The following is a 20,041-nucleotide window of genomic DNA, read 5'->3' on the forward strand; positions in this document are numbered from 1 at the left end:
CCGGCGGTGTGCTGCTGCCGTTCTTCTCCTTCATGACGTTCCTGATCGCCGTACCGACCGGTGTGAAGTTCTTCAACTGGATCGGCACCATGTGGCGCGGCAGTCTCTCCTTCGAGACGCCGATGCTGTGGGTGATGGGCTTCCTGGTGACGTTCGTCTTCGGCGGGCTGACCGGGGTGATGCTGGCCTCGCCGCCGCTGGACTTCCCGACCTCCGACACGTATTTCGTGGTGGCCCACTTCCACTACGTCATCTTCGGCACGGTGGTGTTCGCGATGTTCGCGGGCTTCCACTTCTGGTGGCCGAAGTGGACCGGCAAGATGCTGGACGAGCGTCTCGGCAAGATCACCTTCTGGTCGCTGTTCGTCGGCTTCCACGGCACCTTCCTGGTCCAGCACTGGCTGGGGGTCAACGGCATGCAGCGCCGGATTCCCGACTATCTGGCGGTCGAGGGGCTCACCACGCTCAACACGGTCTCGACGATCTTCTCGTTCCTGCTCGGCTCCTCCATGCTCCCGTTCTTCTACAACGTGTGGAAGACCGCCAAGTACGGCGAGCAGGTCGAGGCCGACGACCCCTGGGGCTACGGCCGTTCGCTGGAGTGGGCGACCTCCTGCCCGCCGCCGCGGCACAACTTCCGCTCGCTCCCCCAGATCCGCAGTGAGTCGCCGGCGTTCGACCTGCATCATCCTCGGGTGGTTTCCAGGGAAAGGGAGTTGACCGCGCGATGACCGGGGAGGAGCGGGCGCTGGTCCAGGAGATCGAGGGTCATCTGCTGCTCGCCGCCGCACGGGAGGAGGGCCGTACGGCGGCAGCCCGTGCCGTCTCCCGGCTCGGCTGGCTCACCGACACCCAACGGGACGACCTGGAGCGGCACTTCGAGACGGAGTACCTGGCGCTGGCCCGCACGTCGTGGCGGCGCACCGCCGAACGCGCCGAGGAACTGCGGCACTCGTACGAGGCCAGGTACCGGGCGCTGCGGCAGCGGTTGGTGGCCTGGTCCGTGCTGGGCTGCGCCCTGCTGACGGCGACGAGCCTGCTGGTGCTGGTCGCTGCCTAGGCCGTGTTCGGGCGGGATCTGCCCACCGAATACGGCCCGTGGCAGGCGGTCCGTCGACTCCACCGGGTGCCGGGCTCATGAGTACGGGGCCGGTACCCGCACCGACGTGGAAAGTCCGCTGATCGGCCCGGTCGGGCGGTCACGCCGTCAGCGCCGCAAGCTCCGCGTTGGCACGCTCGGTGACCAGAGCGAGGATGCGGCCGGCGGCGGCCAGGTCCTCGGCGGGTATCCCGCCCCAGATGCGGGCGGTGACGGGGGCGGTTGCCGCGCCGACGGCGGCGATCAGCTCGCGCCCTGCATCCGTGGGGCGAAGGTGCGCGCCGTCCGCGACGAGCAGCTGCTTGGCCAGCAGTTCGTCGAGGGTGGCGCGGATGTCGGCCGGATCTGCCTTGAGGGAGCTCTGGACCTGCGTCACGAGATCGTCCGGCGCCTGCGGGACGTCGGCGCCGACAGCGGCGCGCAGGGCGATCTGCTGCTGGAACGTGATGCCGTGCCGGGCCAGGACGTGCTCCAGGACGCCACGGGCGGCGTAGTGGGCCAGACCGAGGGCGCGGGCGTCGGCGACGGGTGCGGTGGTGGATGCAGTGGTGGTCATGGTGTCGTCCCCTGAGTTCTCTCGTCGTTCGGTGCGGATGGAGCGAGAGGTGCGTTGAGCAGGGTCGTCAGCTCGTCGGTGAACGCGCGCGTTCGCGGGGCGTCGAGGCCGCCGAGCGGCTCCAGCAACTGCTGATGCAGTTCCTGGACCACCGCGATGGCCTGCCGCGTGACGGCCTGGCCCTGCTCGGTGAGGGCGAGTTGAACGGCACGCGGGTCACCGGGATCGCGGGTGCGCTCGATCAGGCCGGCCGACTCCAGGGCACGCGCCAGTTTCGAGACGTACAGCGCCTCCAGGCCGGCGTGGTCGGCGAGTCGGCGCTGACTGGGCCGCTCGCCGGCGCGCTGCATGCCGTGCAGCGACGCGACCAGTGAGTACTGCGCGTGGGTGAGACCCAGCGGAGCCACTGCGCGATCCACCGCGACGCGCCACTTGTTGGCGAGCCGCCACACGAGGAAACCGGGCGTAGGGCCCGGTGAACCTTTACTCATACAGAATAGAGTACATGGCTACTATGTACATGGCTACTATTTTGCCGGACGGGACGGTTCGGGCACCGCCCCGTCCGGGTCACAAGGCGCGCGGCAGCGCGAGCCAGTCCTGCCAGCTGATGTCACGGCCCAGATAGCGGGGCTGCCGGAAGGGCCAGTCGGCGGCGATCCACTGCGGCACCAGCGCGTCGAGCGCGCGTTCCGCCTCGCCGCCGACGAGGTCGTCCACCACCCACCAGGAGATCTCTCCGTCGGAGCCGGTGCGTTCGGGCGGGTCGATGTAGACGCAGCCGAGGATCGCCGTCTCCTCCTCGTCCAGCAGCGCGTAGTTGAACGACTGGTGCGCGGCTATCTCCTTCTCGTGCCGCAGCAAGTCGATGCGGTCCTCTTCATAGGTCATCGTCTCCTTGGGCCAAGCCCAGGCCGGCCCGAAGATCTCCCACAAGCGCTCTCGGGAGCCCATCACGGCGGGGTAGTCGATCGCGGTGTCCGCCTCCCGGATCGGCCGTAGGTGAAGTGCGGTGTCGGGCACGGGCACATGGACGGGGTGGACGAAGTCGTCAGGCAGCCAACTCATAAAGGCCGAGGCTACAACCAGTCGGCGTAGGCCGGTCCGGGCGGCGCGGGCACGACGGCGGACGACCACCGGGTTTCGACAAGATCGGCTCGCATCCAGCGAAAGACTGTCAGCGGGCACCTCCGAGGATGCCCCGGCCTTCGTACGGGGGATGAATCGGCCCCCTGCGGAGCAGGGCAGAGGCAGCCGAATCGCCGCCAGGGCGATTCGGCGTCTGCTCCGCGACGGCGTGAGGCAGCCCAACTGCCAGTCCCCCAGGGGAGGTTCGGGTGCATGACGACGGGAGCGATCACGGAGGAGGCCGGGTATGCCCGGTACCCGTCCAGCGTGCGCGTGTACCAGGACGCCACGGGGGCGTGGTACGCCTCGTTCGTCGTCCCCGCGCCCATCGAGCCCCTTGCTCCGACGGGGCGTGTGATCGGTGTGGACTGGTGTGTGAAGGAGACGGCCACCACCACATCCGACGACCACGACCTTCCCCACCCGCAGCACGGCAAGGCGGCCGCGCCAAAGCTCGCCCGCTATCAGCGGATGATGGCCCGGCGCCGGCTGGCGCGGGGACAGGCCGCCTCGAACGGGTACCGGGCGGCGAAAGCGCAGACGGCGAAGCTGCATGCCAAGGTGGCCCGGCAGCGGCAGGACACCGCCCGCAAGTGGGCCAAGGGCGTGGTCCGTGATCACGACGTGCTCGCGGTGGAGGACTTCAGGCCGAAGTTCCTCGCCCGTACGACGATGGCCCACAAGGCGGCAGACGCTGCGATCGGCGCTGCGAAGCGGGCGCTGGTCGAGATGGCCCGCAAGCACCGGCGGACCGTGCATCTGATCCATCCCGTGCACACCACGACGGACTGCGCAACGTGCGGAGCGAGAACCAAGCACGCACTGCCTCTTTCGACGCGAACGTATACCTGCACCGCGTGCGCAGCCGTATCCCCAGGGACAAGACCTCCGCCCGCGTGAGGCTCATCCGGGCAGGTCTGAACCCGGCTGGTGTCGAGGGCGCAAGACCCGCTGAGGCGCCGCCTCAGCAGGCAGCCTGAGCCACGAATCTCCTCCCTTCAGGGAGGAGAGCAGTCAATGGCTCGGTCGTCCCAGAACGTGGGTGCCCGGGGCGCAGCTCTCCCTCAGTTCGTCGAGTTCAGCGGCCGGCAGTCTGCGGGCGGAGCCGCGTCGGCTGTGGTCGAGCAGTGCGGATGCGGTGAGCAGCCACTGCGGGAGGGGGGCGACGCCGATGAACTCGGCCAGCCGGGTCAGCTCTTCGGCGGGGTGGTCGAGGAGGTCCTCGTAGGCAAGTGTGGTGCGCTTGTCGGCGGGCAGCCGGCCGAGGAACTCCGTTCCTTCGGTGACGAGTTCGGACCACAGGGTGCCGAACGTCCGCAGCGGGAGGTCCCGGTCGCGTACGAGGGCGGGATCGAAGCGCTCGCCGAGCAGCGGCGACAGGTCTGCAGGCAGCGTGCGTACGTGCGCGTCGGTCAGGTCGGCGAGACTGTCGATGCCGGCTCGATCCTTGATCTCGCGGAGCAGGGAGATCGTGCGGTATCCGGGATGACGGCTCATGGACAGGGCGCAGTCCGGTCCGTCCCGGAACATGTGCACGAACCGCGCATCGGGGAACGCGGCCCGTAGCCCTGGCGCCCAGCCTGTCGAGTATCCGGAGCGCTCCACGACGGCGGTCCGTCCGAACCGCGCGCAGAGCAGGCCGAACAGCGCTCGGTGGTGCTCGGCGGCGGTGCGTTCGGGCCACCGGACCAGCGCCGCGTGGAGTTCGTCGAGGAGTCCGTCCGGGTCGTCGGTGAGGTGGGGCAACACCATCAGGGAGAGCGCGGGAACACCGGTGGTCTCCGCCGCATACCGCCCGGGGCGACGTGTGTAGAGGAATTCCGGCAGCGGCAGCCCACTGCGGATCATCCGCTCGAAGTGCGGGGCGGGCCGGAAGAGCGCCTGCCAGAACTCTTCACCGGCCATCTTCCCTTCGGGGAAGGCGGCGTCGCCCACGGAGGCCATGAACTCGTTGAGGCTCAGTACCTCGGGGTGGGCGTTGAAGATGCGTGACAGTGCGGTCGAGCCGCTACGCCCCGTACCGATGACGAAGGTCAAGGAACGCACAGTCAGCCTCCGCGGCCTCGCGACACTCAGGACCAAGCCCCAGCTACCGCAGCACTATCCCATGACCGCAACGTCGCCGAAGACGCACCGGGTCGTACGGGGCGCGGGCACGGCACCCCACGCCCCGCGCCGAGATCATCACGGCGCGAGGCGTGGCAGGCGGCTCGGTTCCGGAACACGCCCTGGTCGCAGGTGTCAGGTCCGGGACCACTTCTGGTTGGCGCCGCCGTTGCAGGACCACAGCACGAGCGGGGTGCCGTTGCCCGTGCCCGCGTTGGACGCGTCCAGGCACAGGCCCGCGTTGACGTTGGTGATCGTGCCGTCGGAGTTGACGCTCCACTTCTGGTTGTTCTGGCCGTTGCAGTCCCAGATCACGACCTTGGTGCCGTTGGTGGTGCCGAGGTTGTAGGCGTCGAGGCACTTGTCGCCGTAGACCACCAGTTCCTTGCGGGAGGTGTACGTCCAGGCCTGGTTGGCTCCGCCGTTGCAGTCCCAGAGCCCGGCCTGGGTGCCGTTGGTGATCGTGTTGTTGTCGACGTCGGCGCAGCGGCCGGACTGCCCTCCGACCAGCAGGGCGCCGTTGGTGCCGGGGAGAGGTCTCACCGTGAGGGTGCCCAGGGCCGGAGCGCCGGTCAGGGTCAGGGAGTTGGCAGTGCCCTTGGTGAGGTCGGCCTGGACCGAGATCGTGCCCTGGGCGGATCCGTTGGGCGGGAAGGAGACTGTGGTGGGGGTCTGCCCGTTGACCTGGAGCGTGCCGGTGACGGCGGTGGACGCCGTGTTGGTGTAGGCGATGTCGACCACGTCCAGGCCGGTGCTCGCCGCGCTCAGGCCGGTGTACTTCCCGGTGGACGTCGGGCTGTAGTCACTGCTCGCCGCCTCGGTGCCGGTCACCTTGAGCATCACCGAGCCGCCCGCCGGGACGCTGGTGGTGTAACCCGTGGCGTACGAGCCGACGTTCTGCCGCGCCCACAGGTCGCGGACGCCCGCCGAGGCGCCGGTGAGGCCGAGGTCGGACCAGCGGACGGTGATGTTCTGCGCGGAGGAGGTGCGGTTGAGGAGGACGACGGCCCGGTTTCCGGTGCCCGAGAGGACCTTGCCGTACACCTGGAGACCCGTGGTGTCCTCGGCGACCTTGACGCCCTGGAGGCCGCGCGGGTCCTGGTCGACGGCGACGACGTCCGGGTTCCTGAGGACGGCGGCCGTCTCGGCGGACATGGCGGTGAGGTCGTTGCCGGCCAGGAGCGGCGCGCCGGAGATCGCCCACAGGGACATGTGGGTGCGGTTCTGCGCCGCGGTGAAGCCGGGCATGCCGACCATCAGCATGTCCGGGTCGTTGTAGTAGCCGGTGTGCTGGGCGGCCGGGTGCAGGGCCTGGTCGAAGTTGGACAGCATGCTGGTCTGCGAGGGCGCGTTGCCGTAGTAGACGATGTCCGTGCTGGTGCGCCACATGGGGGCGAGGCCCGGCGCCCAGTTCCAGGGGTTCTGCTTGCCCCAGTTGCAGATCGAGAGGGTCAACGGGCGGCCGGTGGCGGCCGTGGCCTTGGTGACGGCGGAACTGATCGCCTTGTAGGTGGTCGTCGCGTCCAGCCCTTCGGCGTCGCCGCCGCACCAGTCGACCTTCACGAAGTCGAAGCCCCACTTCGAGAACTGGAGCATGTCCTGGTCGTAGTGACCCTCGCTGCCGGTGTTCGGTGCGGCCGGGCGACCGGTCGGGTAGTAGTAGCCGCAGCCGTCCTTGCCGGCGTCGGTGTAGATGCCGGCCTTCAGACCCTTGCTGTGGATGTAGTCGGCGACGGCGCTCATGCCGCCGGGCCATTCACCGGTGTCGACGGTGATGTTGCCGGCGCTGTCCCGGGTGCCCTGCCACCAGCCCTCGTCGATGTTGATGTATCGGTATCCGGCGTCCGGGAGTCCGGCCGCGACGAACGCGTCGACCTGTTGCTTGATGACGTTGTAGTCGATCTTCGCGGCGAAGCTGTTCCAGGAGGCCCAGCCCATCGGAGCGGCGGGGACGGAGATCTGACGGGTCGTCGCCGCCTGGGCGGGGCCGGGCTGGGCGAACAGCAGCGCGGCGGCCGCGGTCAGGGCGAGGACGAGGACGCGTACCGCGGCGGCTGCGCAGCGTCCGACAAATCCGGGTGGGGGGTACATCGGCTCCTCCGCGTGCGAGACAGATTTTTCTGATCGACATTTCGAACATGGATCGGGTGTCCGAACGGTTGCGGGCCGACCGTAGAGCCGCCCGGGGGTGAAGTCAACGGCTGCGGCAGGCGTGAAATCGTCGGCCGGCGTGGGTCGTTGGAGCTGCGCGGGCCGCGGTCCCGCCATACTGGCCGTCGTGCGGGTTGCGATCATGACGGCGGGATCCCGGGGCGACGTGGCCCCCTACACCGGTCTCGGGTACCGGCTCGGCCGGGCCGGGCACGAGGTCACCCTGGTCACGCACGGCTGCTTCGAGCCGCTGGTGACGGGCTCCGGGGTGCGGTTCCACGCGCTGCCGCTCGATCCGCGCGCGGAGCTGGAGTCACCACGGGGCCGGGGGCTGCACCGCAGCACCAGCGGCACCGGAAAGCTGGTACGGGTGGTCGAGCTGGCCCGGCGACTGGTCGGGCGGATGACCGACGACCTGGTGGCGGCGGCACGGGAGAGCGACGTACTGCTGCTGTCGGCCTCGCTGGCACCGCTCGGGCATGCCGTCGCCGAGGGACTGCGACTGCCGAGCATGGGCGTCTACCTCCAACCCCTCGCCCCGACCCGGGAGTTCGCCCCTCCGGTGCTCGGCGGCGGCTCGTGGGGAGCACCCGGCAACCGGCTCTCCGGGCACGGTGTGAACCTCGCCGTGGAGCGGGTCTTCGCCGCCACCGTGCCCGGCGCCCGCGCCCGCCTCGGGCTGCCCCCGGTCCGCACCGGCCCCGCACGACGCGCCCGGGAGCGGCGGCTGTGGCCGGTGCACCACGGCTTCAGCCCGCTGGTGGTGCCCCGGCCCCGGGACTGGCGGCCGGGCCTGGGTGTGTGCGGCTACTGGTGGCCGTACGACGCCGAGCCGCGGCTCCCGCAGGAACTACGGGACTTCCTCGACGCGGGTCCGCCGCCGGTGTTCGTCGGGCTGGGCAGCGCCACCGTCCCGGACCCGGGCCGGCTGAGCGCCCTGGTCGTGGCGGCGCTGCGGCGGGCCGGGCTGCGCGGGGTGATCCAGCGCGGCTGGGGCGGGCTCACGGCGGACGGCGACGACATGCTGAGCGTCGGCGAGATGCCGCACTCGGCGCTGTTCCCGCGGATGGCCGCCGTGGTCCACCACGCCGGCGCGGGCACGACCGCGGCGGGACTGCGCGCCGGGGTGCCGGCGGTGCCGGTGCCGATCCAGTTCGACGAGGGGTTCTGGTCCGCCCGGCTGGTGTCGCTGGGTGTCGCCCCGGCCGCCGTACCGCTGCGCCGTGTGACCGTCGGCACGCTGTCCGCGGCTCTGCTCCGGGCCACGCGCGATCCGTCGTACGGCGCTCGGGCCCGGGCGCTCGGCGCCCGGATCCGGGCGGAGGACGGAGTGACGCCGGTGCTGAACGCGGTGGACGCGCTGGGCGGCTGACGCTCAGTCGTAGGTGAGCACCATCCGGAAGCGGGCCTGGCCGGCGAGCATCTTCTGGTAGGCCCCGTCCGCACGCTCCAGCGGAACGTGCTCGGTCATCGGGCGGATGCTGTGCAGGGCGCTGAACGCCATGGTGTCCTCCACGTCCTGGGAGGTGCCGGACGGGTGGCCGCGGACGACGCGGGCGCTCAAGAGCAGCTGGGCCGGGTTGATGCCCATCGGCTCGGTGTCGGCCCCGATGACCACCAGCTCGCCGCGGTGGGTCAGGCCGTCCACGGTGGCCGTGATGGCCCCGGAGTTCCCGGCGGTGGCCAGGACGACCTTGGCGCCGCCGAGCGACTGCAGCGCCTCGGCGACCGGGGTGCCGGAGGTGCTGTCGACGTAGTGGTGGGCACCGAGCTGCTTGGCGAAGTCGGCCTTCTCCGAGCCGCGGGCGATCCCCACGGTCTCGAAGCCCATCGCCACCGCGTACTGCACCCCGAGGTGCCCGAGACCGCCGAGGCCGAGCACCGCGACCAGGTCCCCCGGGCGCGCCGAGCTGCGCCGCAGCCCGTTGAAGACGGTCACGCCCGCACAGGCCAGCGGCCCCGCGTCGGCCGCCGCCAGGCCTTCGGGGATCCGGGCCAGGGCGTCGGCAGGCGCGATCACCTTCTCGCCGAAGCCTCCGTCGTAGGCCCACCCCGGGACCGTCAGGTTCGGGCACACGATGAAGTCGCCCTCCCGGCAGGGCCTGCAGTGGCCGCAACTGCCGCCGAACCAGCCGACGGCCACCCGGTCACCGACCCGCCAGCCGCGGTCCTGCACTCCCTCGCCCAGTTCCTCGATGTGCCCGGCGATCTCGTGCCCGGGCACCTCCGGGAACGACACGCCCGGTAGCCCGCCGCTCACGAAGAGCGCGTCACTGTGGCAGATCCCGCAAGCCTCCACGGCGATCCGCACCTGGCCGCGGCCGGGCCGTGACACCTCCCGCTCCGCCAGCTCGAACGTACCGTTCGGGGCGGTCACCTGCGCGACTCGATAGGTACTCATGCGTTTCTCCGGAGAACGGGTGCGAACGGGTGCCGGTGCGCACGGGCGCGCGTACGCACGGGTGCGGATGCCCCTCGCTCCAGCAGACCAGCTTCCGGCCGATCCCGCGCGTCGAACGGTACGGGCCCCGCGGTCACGCAGCCGGTGACCTGGGGCATCCCGGCCCGTATCCGGACGGTCATCCGGCTTCGGAACGCCAGCCCTCCGGTCGCAGGATGCCGAGCAGTTGCCGCACGAGCTCGTCGACGACCTCGTCCAGGCTCGCGTCCACCCAGCCGGCGCTCCAGTCGTGCAGCATGCCGTTGACGCTTCCGATGAAGGCCGTGGCCGCGAGCCGGTAGTCGCGCGGTGCCGCCTCCCCGCGGGCCACCGCCGCATCGGCCTCGGAGCGGATCAGGTCGATCCAGCGGGCGCGGCGCGCGAGCCGCTGCTCCTCCAGGCGGGGGCTGACGCCGATGATCTCCACGAAGGCGATGCGGATGCGGCGCGGGTCGGAGGTCACGTCGCGGGCGTAGGCACGGAACAGTACGGCGACCCGCTCGGCGAGCGGCAGCCCCTCGGCCGCCGCGAGCGCGTCCAGCACCGCCGCTTCCGCCCAGCCGTTGACCTCCAGGTGCAATGCGGCGAGGAGGTCCTCGAGGGTGCGGAACTCCTCGTAGAACTGGCGCGTGGACAGGCCCGCGGACTGGCTCAGTGCGGCGACCGTGGTCGCGCGGTAGCCCGGTCCGGCGCCGAACAACTGCAGCGCCGCGTCCAGGAACCGGCGGCGCCGTTCCGCCTGCCGTTCTTCGGCCGACCTGCCGCCGTACCGGCCCGTCGGCGCCCTGAGCCTGCCCGTCACGCTTCCCCCTCCGTCACCCACCGGTCGCCCAATCTTGTCGTGCACACATCTTGTCGAGAAGGCCACCCCCTCCTTACTTTTCAGTAAGTTCACTGTGAATGCACCCGTGTTCAGATTTCACCGAGGAAAGAGAGCAGTCATGCCTGCCTCCAGAACCAGGCACCTTTGCTCCGTGGCCGCCGCCCTCGTCCTGACCGTCGCAGGCCCTGCGACCGCCGCCTCCGCCGCCGCATCCGATGCCCCGGATCTGCGCGAGGTGCTGTTCGTGGGCAACAACTGGGACGGCACCGCCGACGTCATCAAGTCCTCCGGCGACTTCGCGAAGGTCGGCCGGGTCAACGTCATCCCGGACAAGGACCAGCGGATGGCGGAGATCAACGCGGACCCCATCAAGTGGATCTACTTCATGGCGATCCGCAACAGCGTCGGCGAGGGCCACGACCAGTTCGCCGACGACATGTACTCCACGCCGGACGGTACGTCGGTCGTGGTCTCCCGCCCGAGCTTCGCGGACGTCGTCTCGATCGACCTGGCCACCGGTAGGGTCAACTGGCGTTTCCCGGTGTCCGGTTACCGCGCCGACCACATGGCGGTCTCCCCGGACGGCACCCGGGTGGCGGTCTCCGCCTCGACCGCGAACACCGTGCACGTGCTGGACATCACCACCGGTAAGCAGCTCGGATCGTTCGCCACCGGCGACAAGCCGCACGAGAACATCTTCACCAGGGACGGCAAGTACATCTGGAACATGGCCATCGGGGACGTCAACACCGCCCTGGACGACCCGGCCTGGGACTGGACGAAGGGTGACCGGCACATCACCGTCGTGGACGCGACGACGTACAAGCAGGTCAAGGTCATCGACATGCGCCAGCGGCTGGACGCGATCGGGTTGAAGGACTTCTCCGACGCGGTGCGTCCGGCGGTCTTCTCCCCCGACGAGTCGAAGCTGTACTTCCAGGTGTCGTTCTTCAACGGGTTCCTGGAGTACGACGTCGCCACCGACAAGATCACCCGGGTGAAGACGCTGCCGAAGAACCCGGCGACCAGTGAGGACCGCACCACCTGGGTCAACGACTCGCGTCACCACGGCATTTCGATGAGCCCCGACGGTGCCAAGCTGTGTGTCGCGGGCACCATGGACGACTACGCCACGGTGGTCGACCGCGCCACCCTCCAGGAGGGTCCGCTGGTCACCACGTCCAAGCCGTACTGGGCCACGGTCAGCGGCGACGGCAAGGACTGCATCGTCTCCGAGAGCGGCGCCGACCAGGTCACGGCGATCGACTTCGCCACGGGCCGGAAGGTGACGTCGGTCCCGGTCGGCGACCATCCGCAGCGCGTCCGGCTGGGGCACGTCCACACCGGCTGGACCGGTCCGACCGGCAGTTGAGCGGTCCACGCAGCTCACGCGGCTCACGTGACCCACGGCCTCCGGGGTGCCCCCACTCACCCCGGAGGCCGTGCCGCTGTCAGAAGCGTGCCGCCGCCCAGGCGGCCAGCTCGGTCCTGGCCGCGCCCAGCAGGTCCGCCGAAGGCGCCGTGGCCCCGTTGGTCACCAGCGCGTAGTGCAGAACCCCGGAGTCGGTGTCGGTGAGGAGCAGCCGACGGCTGCCGGTGCCACCCGGCTCGGGGGCCACACCGAGCGGGGTCGAACCGGTGTAGGCGGTCGGTGCGTAGACCGTGCCCAGGTCGGAGACCACGGTCGTCGCCGAGGCCGGGAACGAGGCCGGCAGATGCAGTTCGGTGGGTGCGGAGCCGCTGCCGGAGCGCCACACCAGCATCCCGTACTGGCCCGAGCCCACCAGCCGTGCCACGTTCGGCAGTGAACCCGGCACCGGGTTCCAGGTCAGGGTGGTCGAGCCGTCCCGGGAGCGGTCCTCGTAGGTGAAGGCGAGGGCGGTGCCGGTGGTGGCGCTCGGGTAGATCCGGTCGAGCAGCCGGGCGTCCTGACGGAGGGTCACGTTCCCGGCGTCGTCGAGCCTCACGGCGGAGAGGTCCTCGTCGTTCCAGCCGTCGCCGGAGGTGACGACCTTGTCCGGGTTGCCGTTCATCAGCTCGTGGTGGCGGCCGTTGTAGAGGTCCCACTGCCACTGCGAGCCGGACAGCACCGGGCCGGAGGCGGCCGGGTTCGTCCACCAACTCGCGCCGGGGACACGGGAGTCGAGCGCCTGGTACATCGCCTTGAGCACGGTGGGCGCCTTGTCGGACACCGTGCCGGACAACGGGTGACCGAACTCGCTGACCACGGCGGCGGTCGCGGCGGCCGAGGCGCGGTCTCGGACGGCACCGAAGTCGGAGGCGTACTGGCCGTCGGCCGCCTTGCCCCACATCAGGATCCCGGAGATGGCCTTCTGGTCGTAGAAGTGGGTGTTGAAGACATAGCGGGAGCCCAGGGTGCCCGCGTCCAGCAGGCCGCCCTCCTGCTTCTGGGTGGAGATGTTCGCGTTCCAGAAGAGGTTGGGCTCGACGAGGGCGGGCTTGTCCTGCCAGCCCGCCGTGTCCATCCGGGCGCGGAACTTCACGTAGAACGGCCAGAGCAGGTCGCGCTCCCAGGTGCGGGAGGTCTGCCCGGAGTCGTAGCTGCCTGCGTACGGCTCGTTGTAGGGGTCGAAGCCGACGACGCCCGCGAACTCGCCCTCGCCGAGGTGCTGACGGAGATACGTCATGGTCGTCTGGGCCGTGGCCAGGAAGGCGTCCTGCAGGCCGTGGGCATTGTGCCAGAAGTCGTACTGCGCCTTCTGTACGGCCGAGTTCTGGGTGATGTTCTGACCCCAGAAGAGGCAGATCCCGCAGGACTCCTTGGGGTAACTCCCGGCGTCCACAGCCCACTTGGGGGCGCCGTCGCCCGTGTACCAGCTGCCGGTGTTGAAGAGGTGGCGGGAGTAGAGATCCTGGTGGAAGTCGGGGTAGACCCGGATGCCCGCGTCCAGGAAGGCGCGCATCTGCTCGGTGGCCGCGGCCAGGTAGGCGGTGTCCGCCTGGCCGCGCACGGGTTCGGCGTACGCCCAGGAGAGCAGGAAGCGGACCGCGTTGCCGCCACCGAGGGCGCGCAGCGCGGTCGCGGACTTCCGGGCGTCGGCGACCGAGGCGAAGGGCAGGCCGCCGTTCTCCTCCAGCTTGGCCTCGCCGGAGACGTTGTAGCCGCGCAGCACGATCTCTCGGCCCTGCCCGTCGGTGAAGCGGCCGTTCTGGACGGTGAGCGGCGTGCCGTCGAACCAGAGGGAGTCGGAGTGGGCGGCGGGGGTGGCGGCGGCGGGCGGGGTGCCCGCCACCGTCAGGAGTCCGCAGAGGACGACCAGGACAAGAAGCAGACGCGCCCTGATGGTGGACATGCACACAACAGTCCGGTGATGTCGGGACAGCGTCAATACTACTGACTCATAAGTAAGTTGACTCTCAGTCAGCACATGTGGCTCAGTCGCCGACCCGGCGCATCACGTTCAGCAGGTACTCCTTCCGGCTGAGCGGGTTGTGGTCGGTGCGCGGCCGTTCGGGCAGCGGGCCCCGGGTGACCGGTGCGTAGTGGTCGAAAGCGGTCTCCAGTTCACCCTCGCCCCGGGTCAGCCCCGGCAGCCGCTGCTCCAGCTCATGGACCCGGGCGGCGGGCAGAGCACCCTCCATAACACCGGCCCGGCCGTGCGTCCCGGTGCTCTCCGGTACGGCGCCCAGCCGGGCGAGCACCGGCAGCAGAGCGCCCAGCGTGTCCGCCGGGGCTGCGAGGCGGAAGCGGTGCATCGGCTCGTACACCAGGGTGCCCGCCCGGCGCAGCGCCTCGATCAGGACGAGCGGGGTCACACCTCGGAAGTCGTAGCCGGTGCTCGACATGCTCTTGTCGAAGCCCTGGTGGGCGTGGCTCTGCCGGGGCGAGTAGCCGGAGTGGGTCATGGTGACCGTACAGTCGGTGAGCTGCCAGCCGTGCAGCCCCTGGCCGAGCGTCTCGCGGACGGTGTCCTCGACGGCCTTGAAGAAGGCGTACGGCATGGAGCCCAGCTCCACCTCCAGCCGGAACTCCACGCCCGAGCCGGTCGGGGCGGGGTCGACCCGCAGGCCGACGGTCGCGAGGAAGGGGTTGGGGTCCTTCTTGTTGAACTCCACGGCCTGTCCGGTGCCGACCGGCCGCTCGATGCACAGGGTGGTGGTCTCCCGGAAGGTGACGTCCAGACCGTACTCGTCGGCGAGGGTGGCCTGGACGACCTCCTTCTGCACCTCGCCGTAGAGGGAGACGGAGGTCTCCTTCCGCAGCTCGTCGTGGCGGACGCCGATGAGCGGATCCTGTTCGGCCAGCTGGGTGAGCGCGAGATGCAAGGACCGCCGGTCCGTGCCGGGCCCCGGAACGACTACGGTCTCCAGGGTCGGCGGCGCGAAGTGGTGCTCGTGGACCCGCCCGGTCGCGACGCCGAGCACGTCGCCGATCCGGACGCCGCCGAGGCCCCACACCTTGGCGATCCGACCGGCACCGACACCGTCCTGCCGGAGGTCGCCGCCCCGGTCGAAGACAGCGATCCCGGTGACCCGCCCCTCCACACGGCCGACCTTGCTTTCCTTGCGCCCGTCCCGGCCCACTTCACGACCGCTCCCGCCCTGCCGGGAACCTGACTCGCCCTGCTCGGGACCGGACACGACCCCTGCGCGTCCAGGCCCGCCCTCAGCACATCCGGGGCCGACTACCGCACGTCCGGGCCCGCACTCCTTGCAGCCGTCCCCGCCCTCGCCACGTCCAGGCCCGCACTCCTTGCGACCGTCCCCGCCCTCGCCACGTCCGGGCCCCCACTCCTTGCGACCGCCCCCGCCCTCCGCGCGGCCGACGCACCCCACCTCGCGACCGCTCCCGCCCACGGCACCGCCGTCCCAACCCTCCTCGCGGCCACCCCCGCCCTCCTCGCGGCCACCCCCGCCCACCGCGCGGCCGTCCCCGAACGGGATCCGGTCACGTACGCGCAGGGTGCCGGAGAAGATTCGTGCGTAGGCGATCTTCTCCCCCGCCGGGCCCCGTTCGACCTTGAACACCGTGCCGGAGAGGGGGCCGTCCGGGTCGCCGTCGGCCGTGGGGAGCAGGCGTTCGATGCCGGTGATCAGCTCGGTCACGCCGGCGCCGGTGATGGCGGAACCGAAGTAGACCGGGTGGACGAGGCCCCGCCGGGTCTGGGCGGCGAGGGCGGTACGGAGGCGGTCGTCGGAGACACCTCCGGCCACGTAGGCGCGGAGCAGGTCGTCGTCGTGGTCGGCGAGCGCGTCCAGGGCGGACGGGCCGAGGCCGGGGACGAAGCGGGCGTCCCGGGTGCCGAGCGCGGCGGTCGTCCCCATGGGGATGAGCGGTACGGCCAGCCGGCGGGCCAGCTCGCGCAGCACGGCCTCCTCGCGGGCGCCCCGCCGGTCGATCTTGTTGACGAAGACGAGGGTGGGGATGCGCAGCCGGCGCAGGGTCCGCATCAGCACCCTGGTCTGCGCCTGGACGCCCTCGACGGCCGAGACGACCAGGACGGCGCCGTCCAGCACACCGAGAACCCGCTCCACCTCGGCGATGAAGTCGGGGTGGCCGGGGGTGTCGATGAGGTTGACGGTCACCGAGTCCAGCGGAAACGACACGACCGCCGACTTGATGGTGATGCCGCGCTGCCGCTCCAGCGCGAGGGTGTCCGTCCGGGTGCTGCCGGCGTCGACGCTGCCGATCTCGTCGGTCACTCCGGCCGCGTGCAGCAGCCGTTCGGTGAGGCTGGTCTTACCGGCGTCTACGTGCGCGAGAATTCCAAGATTGAGCAGATGCACTGAGCGTGATGTCCTTCGGCATGGGTGGGATTCCTTCCTGGGTGGACATGCACGCAGCTCGCATCGCTGATCCTCTCCGGGTGACGTCGGGTCAGAGGCAGTGCAGCAGGGCCGCCCCCTCGACAGCAATGGATTAATGTTCAACAAAAGCCCTGCCGCAGCGCTCGCCGCCTCCAGGGCGCGGTCATAGAGTGACCTACATCACGTCCGTCTGACTCATTTGCGCGCATTTGCCTCGTTTCCCTCTCGCTCCTGCCCGCACGGTCTGGAGGGCACATGACCCACATCAAGGTGAACGTGGACGGCACGGCCTACGAGGACGAGGTGGAACCCCGCCTGCTGCTGGCCCACTACCTGCGCGACCGCCTCGGCCTGACCGGCACCCCGATCGGCTGCGACACGTCCAACTGCGGCGCGTGCACGGTCGACCTGGACGGGGCGACCGTCAAGAGCTGCTCGGTGCTCGCCGTGCAGGCGGACGGGGGCACGGTGACCACCGTCCAGGGGCTGGCCGAGAACGGCGAGTGGACGCCGCTGCAGCACGCCTTCCACGAGCGGCACGGTCTGCAGTGCGGCTACTGCACCCCCGGAATGATCATGGCGGCACGCGATCTGCTGCGCGAGAACCCGCACCCCACCTCCGACGAGGTCCGGCAGGCCCTGGAGGGCAATCTGTGCCGGTGCACCGGCTACCAGAACATCGTCCGCGCGGTGCTCGCCGCCTCCGGGCAACAGGTCCCCGAGGAGGCCACGGCATGACCGATCAGGCCGTCGAACACGAGGTCGGCCGCTCCCGGCTGCGCAAGGAGGACGCCCGGCTGATCACGGGCCAGACCAACTGGACCGACAACATCCAGGTCGCCGGGCTGCTGTACCTGGCCATCCTGCGCAGCCCGATGGCCCACGCACGCCTCGCCCGCGTCGACGTCTCCCCCGCCCTCGAACGCCCCGGTGTCGTCGCGGCGTTCAGCGGCGCCGACCTCGCCGAGGGGCTGGGCTCACTGCCCTGTGCCTGGCCGGTGACCGAGGACATCGTGCTCCCCGACCACCCGCCGATCGCCGTCGACGAGGTCCGTTACGCGGGCGACCCGGTGGCGGTGGTGGTGGCCCGCGACCGGTACGCGGCCGCCGACGCGCTGGAGGCGATCGAGGTCGACTACGACCCGCTGCCGCCGGTCCTGGACCTGGAGGCCGCGCTGGCGGACGGCGCCCCGCTGGTCCACGCGGACAAGGGCACCAACCGCTGCTACACCTGGCCGCTCGCCACCGGCGTGAACTTCGAGACCGTCCGGCAGCGCGCCGAGGTGACCCTCAAACGGCGCTACCACCAGCAGCGGCTGATCCCCAACGCCATGGAACCGCGCGCGGTCGTCGTCACCCCGCTCGCCGCCTCCGGCGAGTACACGGTCTACTCGGCGACCCAGATCCCGCACATCCTGCGCATCATGCTCGCCGTGGTCACCGGCATCCCCGAGCAGAAGCTGCGGGTGATCGCCCCGGACGTGGGCGGCGGCTTCGGCTCCAAGCTCCAGGTGTACGGCGAGGAGGCCCTCGCGCTCGCGGTAGCCCGGAAACTCGGACGCCCGGTGAAGTGGACCGAGTCCCGCTCCGAGGGCTACCTCGCCACCCACCACGGCCGCGGCATGATCCAGGACATCGAGATCGCCGCCACCCGTGAGGGCAGGCTGCTCGGCCTGAAGGTGGACCTCATCGCCGACATGGGTGCCTACCTGATGCTCGTCACCCCGGGCATCCCCATCCTCGGCGCCTTCATGTACCCGGCGATCTACAAGATGGACGCCTACGAGTTCAACTGCACCGGCGTCTTCACGACCCGGACGCCGACGGACGCCTACCGGGGCGCCGGACGTCCGGAGGCGACGTTCGCCATCGAGCGGATCATGGACGAGCTGGCCGCCGAACTCGGCCTGGACCCGGTGGAGGTACGGCGCCGGAACTGGATCCGGCACGAGGAGTTCCCGTACACCTCGATCGCCGGACTGACCTACGACAGCGGCAACTACGAGGCGGCGACCGAGAGGGCGCTCGCCCTGTTCGGGTACGACGACCTACGCGCCGAGCAGCAGAAGCGCAGCGAGCGCGGCGACCCTGTGCGCCTCGGCATCGGCGTGTCGACGTACACCGAGATGTGCGGCCTTGCGCCGAGCCGGGTGCTCAGGGACCTGCGCTACGCGGCCGGCGGCTGGGAGGCGGCGAGCATCCGCATGCTGCCCACCGGAAAGGTCGAGGTGGTCACCGGTACCAGCCCGCACGGGCAGGGCCACGAGACCTGCTGGAGCCAGATCGCGGCCGATGTCCTGGGTGTGCCGTTCGACGACGTGGAGGTGGTGCACGGCGACACCAAGGCGGCCCCGCAGGGCATGGACACCTACGGCTCGCGGTCGCTGGCCGTCGGCGGCGAGGCCGTGCACCGGGCGGCGACGAAGGTGGTCGACAAGGCGCGGAAGGTCGCCGCACACCTGCTGGAGGCGAACGAACAGGACCTGGAGTTCACGGACGGCGTGTTCTCCGTGAAGGGCTCCCCGGAGGCGCGCAAGACCATCCAGGAGATCGCCTTCGAGACGTTCACCAACCACGACCTGCCCGACGGCGTCGAGCCCTCCATCAACGCCGAGACCCTGGTCGACCCGGAGAACTTCTCCTATCCGCACGGCACCCACCTGTGCGCGGTCGAGGTGGACACGGAGACCGGGCGGACGCGGATCAGGTCGTACGTCTGCGTCGACGACGTCGGCCGGGTCGTCAACCCGATGATCGTCGAGGGCCAGGTGCACGGCGGCCTCGCGCAGGGCATCGCGCAGGCGCTGTACGAGGAGGCCGTGTACGACGACGACGGCAACCTCGTATCCGGCACCATGGCCGACTACCTGGTGCCGTCGGCGGCGGACCTGCCGGACTTCGTCACCGACCGGACGCAGACACCGGCGGCCTCCAACGCCATGGGCGTCAAGGGAGTCGGGGAGGCCGGGACGATCGCGTCGACGCCCGCCGTGGTCAACGCCGTCGTGGACGCGCTGCGGCCGCTGGGGGTGCGGGACGTCAGGATGCCGTGTTCGCCGTACCGGGTGTGGCAGGCCATTCGGGCAGCCCGCTCGGGCGAGGCCGGTGCCGTCGACGAGGCCGCCGGGGCGGGGCCGGCGCAGTCCGGCCAGTCCGGCCAGGCCGCTCGGTCCGGCGACATCGGTCAGTACGGCCAGTCAGGGAAGGAGGGTCCGGCATGATTCCTCCCGCGTTCGAGTACACCTGCCCGACGAGTGTGGACGAGGCCGTGCGCGCGCTCGCGGACGCGGGCGACGAGGCGAAGGTGCTGGCCGGCGGGCAGAGTCTGCTGCCGCTGCTGCGGCTGCGGCTCGCTTTCCCGGAACTGGTCGTGGACGTCGGCCGGATCCCGGAGCTGCGCGGGGTCCGCGAGGACGGCGACACACTCGTCATCGGCGCGATGACCACCCACCACGACGTGGTCCACGACCCGCTGGTGCGCCGGCACGCCGGTCTGCTGGCGGAGGCGACGGCCACGGTGGCCGATCCGGCCGTACGGCATCGCGGCACCCTCGGCGGCTCGCTCGCGCACGCCGACCCGGCCGGGGACCTGCCCGCCGTGGTCCTGGCCCTCGACGCCGAACTGGTCGTGGCGGGCCCGCGCGGACGGCGCACGGTCGCGGCGCGGGAGTTCTTCGTCGACTACCTGCAGTCGGCGCTCACGCCGGACGAACTGCTGGTGGAGGTGCGGATCCCGAAGACGGACGGCTGGAGCTTCCACTACGAGAAGTTCCACCCGGTCGCCCAGGCCTGGGCCATCGTCGGCGTCGCCGCGCTGGTACGGCGCGACGACGGGCACATCGCCGAGGCACGCATCGGGCTCACCAACATGGGCGCGACCCCGCTGCGGGCCACCGCGGCCGAGGCGGCGTTAGACCACTACGTGGAGATCGGCTTCGCCGGGTTCGCGAACATCGTGGACGCGGTCGG

The 20,041-nt window shown here is 70.7% G+C and carries 16 protein-coding genes and 1 pseudogene; 8 read left to right on the forward strand and 9 right to left on the reverse strand.

Going from position 1 to position 20,041, the window contains the following annotated elements:
- Positions 1-731, forward strand: a 731-nt coding sequence (locus tag ABZ471_RS42505; protein WP_359074438.1) for a cbb3-type cytochrome c oxidase subunit I, incomplete at its 5' end; no start/stop codon positions are given.
- Positions 728-1,060 (forward strand): hypothetical protein, encoded by a 333-nt coding sequence (locus ABZ471_RS42510; protein ID WP_359074440.1) that lies wholly within the window; start codon positions 728-730, stop codon positions 1,058-1,060. The genes ABZ471_RS42505 and ABZ471_RS42510, both read left to right, overlap by 4 nt.
- A 139-nt stretch (positions 1,061-1,199) precedes the next feature.
- Here the strand turns inward: ABZ471_RS42510 and ABZ471_RS42515 are convergent, their stop codons facing one another.
- The 3 genes from ABZ471_RS42515 to ABZ471_RS42525 all read right to left on the reverse strand — a co-directional run bounded on the left by ABZ471_RS42515 (position 1,200) and on the right by ABZ471_RS42525 (position 2,723).
- Entirely contained in the window at positions 1,200-1,655 is a 456-nt protein-coding gene (locus ABZ471_RS42515) for a MarR family transcriptional regulator (RefSeq protein ID WP_359074442.1), read from the reverse strand.
- Positions 1,652-2,146, reverse strand: a complete 495-nt coding sequence (locus ABZ471_RS42520) for a MarR family transcriptional regulator (protein ID WP_359074443.1) — start codon at positions 2,144-2,146, stop codon at positions 1,652-1,654. The genes ABZ471_RS42515 and ABZ471_RS42520 overlap by 4 nt, the downstream gene beginning before the upstream one ends.
- Before the next feature lie 79 nt (positions 2,147-2,225).
- Positions 2,226-2,723: a GNAT family N-acetyltransferase gene (locus ABZ471_RS42525; protein ID WP_359074445.1), complete on the reverse strand. Its 498-nt coding sequence runs from the start codon at positions 2,721-2,723 to the stop codon at positions 2,226-2,228.
- Positions 2,724-3,041: 318 nt separating this feature from the next.
- Between ABZ471_RS42525 and ABZ471_RS42530 the strand changes: the two are divergent.
- A pseudogene (locus ABZ471_RS42530) lies at positions 3,042-3,763 on the forward strand (transposase); the annotation flags it as partial.
- A gap of 34 nt (positions 3,764-3,797) precedes the next feature.
- Here ABZ471_RS42530 and ABZ471_RS42535 read toward each other — a convergent pair.
- Both ABZ471_RS42535 and ABZ471_RS42540 read right to left on the reverse strand, forming a co-directional pair.
- The gene (locus ABZ471_RS42535) at positions 3,798-4,829 is read right to left on the reverse strand and encodes a sulfotransferase (protein ID WP_359074446.1); all 1,032 of its coding nucleotides are present in this window, start codon (positions 4,827-4,829) and stop codon (positions 3,798-3,800) included.
- 195 nt (positions 4,830-5,024) lie between these two features.
- Entirely contained in the window at positions 5,025-6,980 is a 1,956-nt protein-coding gene (locus ABZ471_RS42540; protein WP_359074448.1) for a ricin-type beta-trefoil lectin domain protein, read from the reverse strand.
- Between the two features lie 202 nt (positions 6,981-7,182).
- On the opposite strand from ABZ471_RS42540, the gene ABZ471_RS42545 reads away from it, so the two are divergent.
- Positions 7,183-8,412, forward strand: coding sequence for a glycosyltransferase (locus ABZ471_RS42545; protein ID WP_359074461.1), 1,230 nt, complete (start codon positions 7,183-7,185; stop codon positions 8,410-8,412).
- A 3-nt stretch (positions 8,413-8,415) separates the two neighbouring features.
- Here ABZ471_RS42545 and ABZ471_RS42550 read toward each other — a convergent pair whose 3' ends face one another.
- Together ABZ471_RS42550 and ABZ471_RS42555 are read right to left on the reverse strand one after the other, a co-directional pair.
- Entirely contained in the window at positions 8,416-9,441 is a 1,026-nt protein-coding gene (locus ABZ471_RS42550) for an alcohol dehydrogenase catalytic domain-containing protein (RefSeq protein WP_359074449.1), read from the reverse strand.
- Positions 9,442-9,619: 178 nt separating this feature from the next.
- A complete protein-coding gene (locus tag ABZ471_RS42555; RefSeq protein WP_359074450.1) occupies positions 9,620-10,282 on the reverse strand; it encodes a TetR/AcrR family transcriptional regulator in 663 nt (220 codons plus the stop codon).
- 139 nt (positions 10,283-10,421) lie between these two features.
- Between ABZ471_RS42555 and ABZ471_RS42560 the strand changes: the two genes are divergently transcribed.
- Positions 10,422-11,675: a YncE family protein gene (locus tag ABZ471_RS42560; RefSeq protein WP_359074452.1), complete on the forward strand. Its 1,254-nt coding sequence runs from the start codon at positions 10,422-10,424 to the stop codon at positions 11,673-11,675.
- Positions 11,676-11,754: 79 nt separating this feature from the next.
- On the opposite strand, the gene ABZ471_RS42565 is transcribed toward ABZ471_RS42560, so the two are convergent.
- Positions 11,755-13,617 carry an endoglycosylceramidase gene (locus tag ABZ471_RS42565; RefSeq protein ID WP_359074454.1) on the reverse strand — a complete coding sequence of 621 codons (1,863 nt, stop codon included), beginning with the start codon at positions 13,615-13,617 and terminating at the stop codon, positions 11,755-11,757.
- A gap of 82 nt (positions 13,618-13,699) precedes the next feature.
- A complete protein-coding gene (locus tag ABZ471_RS42570) occupies positions 13,700-16,051 on the reverse strand; it encodes a GTP-binding protein (protein ID WP_359074456.1) in 2,352 nt (783 codons plus the stop codon).
- A gap of 276 nt (positions 16,052-16,327) precedes the next feature.
- On the opposite strand from ABZ471_RS42570, the gene ABZ471_RS42575 reads away from it, so the two are divergent.
- The 3 genes from ABZ471_RS42575 to ABZ471_RS42585 all read left to right on the forward strand — a co-directional run.
- Entirely contained in the window at positions 16,328-16,810 is a 483-nt protein-coding gene (locus ABZ471_RS42575; protein ID WP_359074457.1) for a (2Fe-2S)-binding protein, read from the forward strand.
- Positions 16,807-19,293 carry a xanthine dehydrogenase family protein molybdopterin-binding subunit gene (locus tag ABZ471_RS42580; RefSeq protein ID WP_359074459.1) on the forward strand — a complete coding sequence of 829 codons (2,487 nt, stop codon included), beginning with the start codon at positions 16,807-16,809 and terminating at the stop codon, positions 19,291-19,293. The genes ABZ471_RS42575 and ABZ471_RS42580 overlap by 4 nt, the downstream gene beginning before the upstream one ends.
- Positions 19,290-20,041, forward strand: a 752-nt coding sequence (locus tag ABZ471_RS42585; protein ID WP_359074460.1) for an FAD binding domain-containing protein, incomplete at its 3' end; no start/stop codon positions are given. The genes ABZ471_RS42580 and ABZ471_RS42585, both read left to right, overlap by 4 nt.

The organism is Streptomyces sp. NPDC005728, assembly GCF_040630895.1.
Classification (GTDB): domain Bacteria; phylum Actinomycetota; class Actinomycetes; order Streptomycetales; family Streptomycetaceae; genus Streptomyces.